Here is a 5,411-nt window from a genome sequence, read left to right on the forward strand (position 1 = left end):
ACCACATGACCGGAACCACCGAGCCGTCCTTGTGGAGGTAGCGGTTCATGAAGGTGCTCGATGGCCCTCGGCCGAGCCCCAGGGCGTGCTCGGCGGTGATCTTCCAGTCGTCGGGGTGGACCAGATCGAGGTAGCTCTTGCCCACGACCTCCTCGGGCCGATAGCCCCACATGCGTTCGGACTGCCGGCTCACCTGCAGGAAGCGGCCCTCGCCATCGAACGTGCAGATCACGTCGTGCGAATTGTCGAGGATGGTCTGGGTAGTGGCCAGCGCGGCGCGCAGCTGTGCCTGGCTGGCCCGCAGCTCCTGCTCGGCCTGCTTCTCCTTCGTGACGTCATGGCCCTGAGAGAAGATCCCGCAGACCGCGCCGGAGGCGTCGCGGATCGGCTGCAGGACGAAGTTCACGTAGGCCTCGCGCGGCGGCAGGCCGCCCGGTCTCTGGATGAGCGTGCGCGAGCCGCGGATCTGCTCGCTGCGGCCGGTGGCGTAGACCTTGTCCAGCAGGGTCTGGAAGCCGAGCTCTTCGAGGTTCGGGAAAGCCTCCGTGACCGTCAGGCCGATGACCTCGCGGTGCTCGATCCAAGCCGCGTACGCCGCGTTGAGCATGGCGATCCGGTGCTCGGGCCCGGAGGTGACGATCATGCCGCCCGGCGCGTCGGCGAACAGCTCGATGACGCGCCGCATGTCCTCGGCGAGGGCCGGCGGGACCGCCGACGCGGGCGTGTCGATGACGGACGGGGTCATAGGGTTTCCGCGCCCAGAACCGCGACAAGGTGACGCTTGATTTTGCGGGACATTGCGCGCCTGAATTTCAGCGTTATCGGGGTCGTGTCATGTCTCAGCTCGGGCGCTCCGCCGGCCTCACTGGGTTCCTCGAACGCTGCCGCGAGGCGGGGCTCGACGCCTACCAGATCGTGGCCTCGGTCGGCCTGCCGCCGGCGGTCCTCACCGACCCGGACCTGCGCGTGTCGGTCGAGCTGATCGGGCGCATGTACGAGATGGCGGCCGAGCAATCCGGGCAGGAGGACTTCGCCCTGCGCGTCGCCGAGACCCGGCGGCTCTCCAACATGGGCGCTGTCGGCCTGGTGATCCGCGAGCAGCCCACCCTGCGCAAGGCGCTCGCCGCCTACGCCCGCTATCAGTGGCTCCAGAACGACGCCTATTCGGTGGTCACCCAGGAGTTCGGCGACCAGGCCATCCTGCGCATCAACGGCCCGCCCTGGCAGGGCCGCCAGGGCCAGGAGTTGGCGGTGGCGACGGCCTTCCGCACCATCAAGGGCATCCTGGGTGAGAGCTGGAAACCGCAGGAGGTGTGGTTCACCCATGCCGCGCCGCTCAAGCTCGACACCTACCGCCGCGTGTTCGGCATCACGCCATCCTTCGACCAGGACGCCATGGCCGTCGTCCTGCGCCGCAGCGAGCTGGATACGCCGATCGCCTCGGCGGACCCGGCGATCGCGCGGCAGGTGGCCCTCTACCTCGAACGGCTGACCGAGGAGCGGCGCATCGAGCTGCGCGACAAGGTGGGCGACCTGATCGTCGCGCTGCTGCCGGATGGCCTCTGCTCGGTGGAGCGGGTGGCGCAGCACCTGGGCATGGATCGGCGCACCCTGCACCGGCGCCTCTCGGCCGAGGGCACGACGTTTTCCGACATCCTGGACGACACACGCCGCGGCATGGCCACGTCGCTGCTCACGTCCAGCGACCGGCCGCTGCAGAACGTGGCCGACCTCCTGGGCTTCTCCAGCCTGTCGGCCTTCGCGCACTGGTTCCGGCGGCACTTCGACCAGTCGGCCAGCACCTATCGGACGGCGCACGCCGGCAACGCGATCCGCCCGTCCGGCGCGCTGTTCCCGGCGCTGTAGGGCAGAGCCCACGGCTTCAGGCGGCGACCGCCGCCTCGCCGGCCTCGCGCAGCACATAGCCGCCGCCCCAGACGGTCTCGATCACATGCCGGCCGTCGGTGGCCGGGGCCAGCTTCTTGCGCAACTTGCAGATGAAGACGTCGACGATCTTGGCGCCCGGCTCGTCCATCCCGCCGTAGAGGCTGGAGAGGAAGATGTCCTTGGTGATCGTCTTGCCCCGGCGCAGCGCCAGGAGCTCGAGGGTCTGGTACTCGCGGCCGGTCAGGTGGATCCGCTGGCCGTTGACGTGCACCAGCTTGGAGTCGAGGTCGATCACCATGTCGCCGACCGTGATCACCGACTGGGCGTGGCCCTTCGAGCGGCGGATCACGGCGCGCATGCGGGCGATCAGCTCGTCCTTGTGGAAGGGCTTGGTCATGTAGTCGTCGGCGCCCATGCTCAGCGCCTTGACCTTGCTGTCGATCTCCTGCGTGCCGCTGAGCACCAGGATCGGCGTCTCGTTCTTGCCGCGGCGCAGGGTGCGCATCACGTCCAGGCCGGACATGTCGGGCAGGTTCAGGTCGAGGAGGATCATGTCGTAGTCGTAGACCTCGGCGAGGTCGACGCCGTCCTCGCCGGCCCCGGTCTTCTCCACCAGGAAGCCGCCGGCCCGAAGCATCAGCTCGATGCTCCGGGCCATCATCCGGTCGTCTTCGATCAGCAGCACACGCATTCCAGTCCTCCTCACCCGCCGCCGGCGGGCCCTCGCTAGACGTTGCTTTGATGGTTTGGCCCCAGGCGCCCGGCCCCGGACCGACGGCGCCTATCCGGTCGCCGCCCGGGCGGCCTTCTGGCCGTCCTTACGCTCGAGTACGACGCGCGCAGCCGACAGGAGCTGCGACATGGGGAACGGCTTGGCCATCGCCTCGTCGGCGCCGAGCTCCTCGGCCCACTGGAGGAAGTTGCCGCTGCGCCCGTACGCGCCGCCGCCCGAGATGGCGATGACGGCGGTGTCCGGCGCAGTGGTCCTGGCCTCGATGATGGTGGCGATGCCTTCCTTCTCAGGCATCACGATGTCGGTGACCATGAGGTCGGGCTTGAGCGCGCGCAGCAGTTGCAGGCCCAGGCGGCCGTTGCGGGCGGAATAGGCCTTGAAGCCGGCGCGCGCGAAGGCGGCGGTCATCAGCTTCAGGAGCTCGTCGTCGTCCTCGACCACCAGGACCGTGCGGCCCTGGCCTTCGGGCTGGACCAGCGCGGGGGCGTGGCCGGCGGGACGCGCGATCTCGCCCTGCAGCTTGCCCACTAGGCGGCCCGCCTTCTCGGCGGCCAGCAGGCCCACGGCGGCCAGCTCGGCGTCCTCGCTGCCGGGCTCGGCGCGGTCGGCCAGGGATTCGCAGACGCCCAGGATCACGGCCAGCAGGTTCTTCAGGTCGTGCGCCGGGTTGGACGTAGGCGCCGGCGGAACCTCGGGGGCGGCCTCGGCGGACGGACCGGTCCGACCGAGAAACTTCGGATGGGGCATCGGTGGTTCGGGCCTCGGTTCGCTACGAACTCCGGGGCGGAAACCAGGACGGAGGCGGCCCGACTTGGCCCTCCGTCACAGTCCTCCCCGACTGATTCGTTAACGACGGCCTACAGGGTTAACTGCGGCCCAGCTTGATCCTGCGAGACATTGGCTTGCGAATCGGGGACTCGATGCTGCGGTGCGACACCGTGTCATCAGCCCGCAGCGCGCGGCGCATCCTGGACGCCGGTGGGCGCAGGTTTGATGCGCCTGCGCCCACCCCGAAGTCCAGCGCGAAACTGCCCAGATTGAGGGCGTAAATTAAAGGCGCCTGTGGATTAAGCTACAGCAGGTCGCCGCCGCAGGCGCCGGCGGTCGTGCCGGTCGCCTGGAACGCCTTGATCACGTTGCGGCCCACCGTCCAGCGGTGCACCTCGTCGGGCCCGTCGACCAGCCGCTGCGAGCGGATGTGGGTGTACCAGGCCGCCAGCGGCGTATCGCGGCTGTAGCCCAGCGCGCCGTGCAGCTGGATCGCCGTGTCGACGACGTGGTGCACCATGTGGGCGAGGTAGACCTTGGCGATGGAATTCTCCTGCCGCATGTCCATGCCCTTCTCCGCCTTGTAGGCGATGTGCAGCAGCATGAGGCGGGCGATGTAGAGCTGGCTCGCACACTCGGCCATCATGAACTGGACAGCCTGGCGCTTGTGCAGCGGCCCGCCGAACGTCTCGCGGTTGGTGATGTGCGCCGCCGCGAGGTCCAGCGCGCGCTGGGCCATGGCCACATTGTGCATCCCGTGCCGCAGGCGGCCGTAGGCTAGGCGATGCTGGCCCATGTCGAAGCCGCGCCCGACCCCGCCGACGATATTCTCCGCGGGGACGACCAGGTCCTTGATCTCGATCTCGGAGTGACCGCCGCCCATGATGTGCGACAGCGGGCCCTCGGCCGCCATGGTGGGGATGTCACGCTTGATCTTGTAGCCCGGGTTCGGGAGCTCGACGATGAAGGTCGAGAACTGCTGGTGACGCGGGCCCTCGGTGTCCGTGCGGGCCATGACCAGGGCGAGGTCGGCGGCGCTGGCGGCCGAGGAGAACCACTTCTCGCCGTTCAGGACGTAGTTCTCGTTGCCATCCTTGACCGCGGTCGTGCGCATGCCCGTGGCGTCGGCCCCGGCGGCCTTCTCGGTCATCGAGTAGCAGACGCGCTTCTCGCCGTTCAGCAGCGGCTTGAGGTACTTCTCCTTCTGATGCTCGGTGCCGTGCGCCAGCAGCGTCAGGATGGTGGCGTCGTCCGGCCCCTGGCTGTTCATCGAAAGCGCGCCCAGGTGGCTTTGGCCCAGCTCCATCTGCACCAGCGCATTGGCCAGCGGCCCCAGGCCCATGCCGCCGTGCTCCTTGGGCACGAAGGGCAGCCATAGGCCCTGGGCGCGGGCCTTGGCGCGCAGCTCGCCCAGCACCGTCTTATAGCTGTCCTCGTCGGTCAGCCGGGCCTCGGCCGGGATGCACTCGTCCTGCACCCACTGGCGCACCCGCTCCCGGATGGCCTTGGCGTCGGCGGGGATTTCGAAGTCGATGGCCATTCGGCGCTCTCCCAAACGTTTGTTTGAATTCACCGTGAAGCCGAAAGCGCGCTTTCTCAACCACGAAAAGCGCGAAAAGCACGAAAAGCCGGTATGGCGGCCCCGGCTCGAATGAGCTCCCTTCGTGTCTTTTCGTGTTTTTCGTGGTTCACAATGGGAGCCTTCGGCTCAGAGGAGGCCGCGCATGCAGATCAGACCGCTGACGCCCACGATCGGCGCCGTGGTGGAAGGCGTGGACCTGGGCCAGGGCGTCTCCGCGGACCTGGCCGAGGCGCTGCGCCAGGCGCTGCTGAAGCACCAGGTGATCTTCTTCGAGGACCAGCGGATGAGCCCGGTGCAGCACCGGGACTTCGCCGCCCGGTTCGGCGCGCTGCACACCCATCCGCTGTATCCCGGCGTGCCCGAGGCGCCGGAGCTGTTCATCCTCGACAACCACGCGGGCAATCCGACCGACAACGACGCCTGGCACACCGACGTCACCTT

At 68.6% G+C, this 5,411-nt stretch carries 6 protein-coding genes; 2 read left to right on the top strand and 4 right to left on the bottom strand.

Going from position 1 to position 5,411, the window contains the following annotated elements; translation table 11 throughout:
• Positions 1-745 (bottom strand): PAS domain S-box protein (locus tag VGD44_RS16345; RefSeq protein WP_331088994.1); only part of this gene is annotated, 745 nt, incomplete at its 3' end.
• An 89-nt stretch (positions 746-834) separates the two neighbouring features.
• Here VGD44_RS16345 and VGD44_RS16350 point away from each other — a divergent pair.
• Entirely contained in the window at positions 835-1,866 is a 1,032-nt protein-coding gene (locus VGD44_RS16350; protein ID WP_331088996.1) for an AraC family transcriptional regulator, read from the top strand.
• Positions 1,867-1,882: 16 nt separating this feature from the next.
• Here the strand turns inward: VGD44_RS16350 and VGD44_RS16355 are convergent, their stop codons facing one another.
• The 3 genes from VGD44_RS16355 to VGD44_RS16365 all read right to left on the bottom strand — a co-directional run bounded on the left by VGD44_RS16355 (position 1,883) and on the right by VGD44_RS16365 (position 4,928).
• A complete protein-coding gene (locus VGD44_RS16355) occupies positions 1,883-2,578 on the bottom strand; it encodes a response regulator transcription factor (RefSeq protein WP_331088999.1) in 696 nt (231 codons plus the stop codon).
• A gap of 90 nt (positions 2,579-2,668) precedes the next feature.
• Positions 2,669-3,367, bottom strand: a complete 699-nt coding sequence (locus VGD44_RS16360) for a response regulator (RefSeq protein ID WP_331089001.1) — start codon at positions 3,365-3,367, stop codon at positions 2,669-2,671.
• A gap of 325 nt (positions 3,368-3,692) precedes the next feature.
• Complete coding sequence (locus tag VGD44_RS16365; protein WP_331089003.1) at positions 3,693-4,928, bottom strand: acyl-CoA dehydrogenase family protein; 1,236 nt, start codon at positions 4,926-4,928, stop codon at positions 3,693-3,695.
• A gap of 184 nt (positions 4,929-5,112) precedes the next feature.
• On the opposite strand from VGD44_RS16365, the gene VGD44_RS16370 reads away from it, so the two are divergent.
• A partial coding sequence (locus VGD44_RS16370; RefSeq protein WP_331089005.1) for a TauD/TfdA family dioxygenase occupies positions 5,113-5,411 on the top strand: 299 nt, incomplete at its 3' end.

Origin of the sequence: Phenylobacterium sp. (assembly GCF_036402295.1) — a bacterium.
Classification (GTDB): domain Bacteria; phylum Pseudomonadota; class Alphaproteobacteria; order Caulobacterales; family Caulobacteraceae; genus Phenylobacterium.

What these genes read in the sequence shown, in the direction of transcription:
- VGD44_RS16365 (WP_331089003.1), bottom strand. Translation starts at nt 4,928, where the DNA reads ATGGCCATCGACTTCGAAATCCCCGCCGACGCCAAGGCCATCCGGGAG.
- VGD44_RS16360 (WP_331089001.1), bottom strand. Translation starts at nt 3,367, where the DNA reads ATGCCCCATCCGAAGTTTCTCGGTCGGACCGGTCCGTCCGCCGAGGCC.
- VGD44_RS16355 (WP_331088999.1), bottom strand. Translation starts at nt 2,578, where the DNA reads ATGCGTGTGCTGCTGATCGAAGACGACCGGATGATGGCCCGGAGCATC.
- VGD44_RS16350 (WP_331088996.1), top strand. Translation starts at nt 835, where the DNA reads ATGTCTCAGCTCGGGCGCTCCGCCGGCCTCACTGGGTTCCTCGAACGC.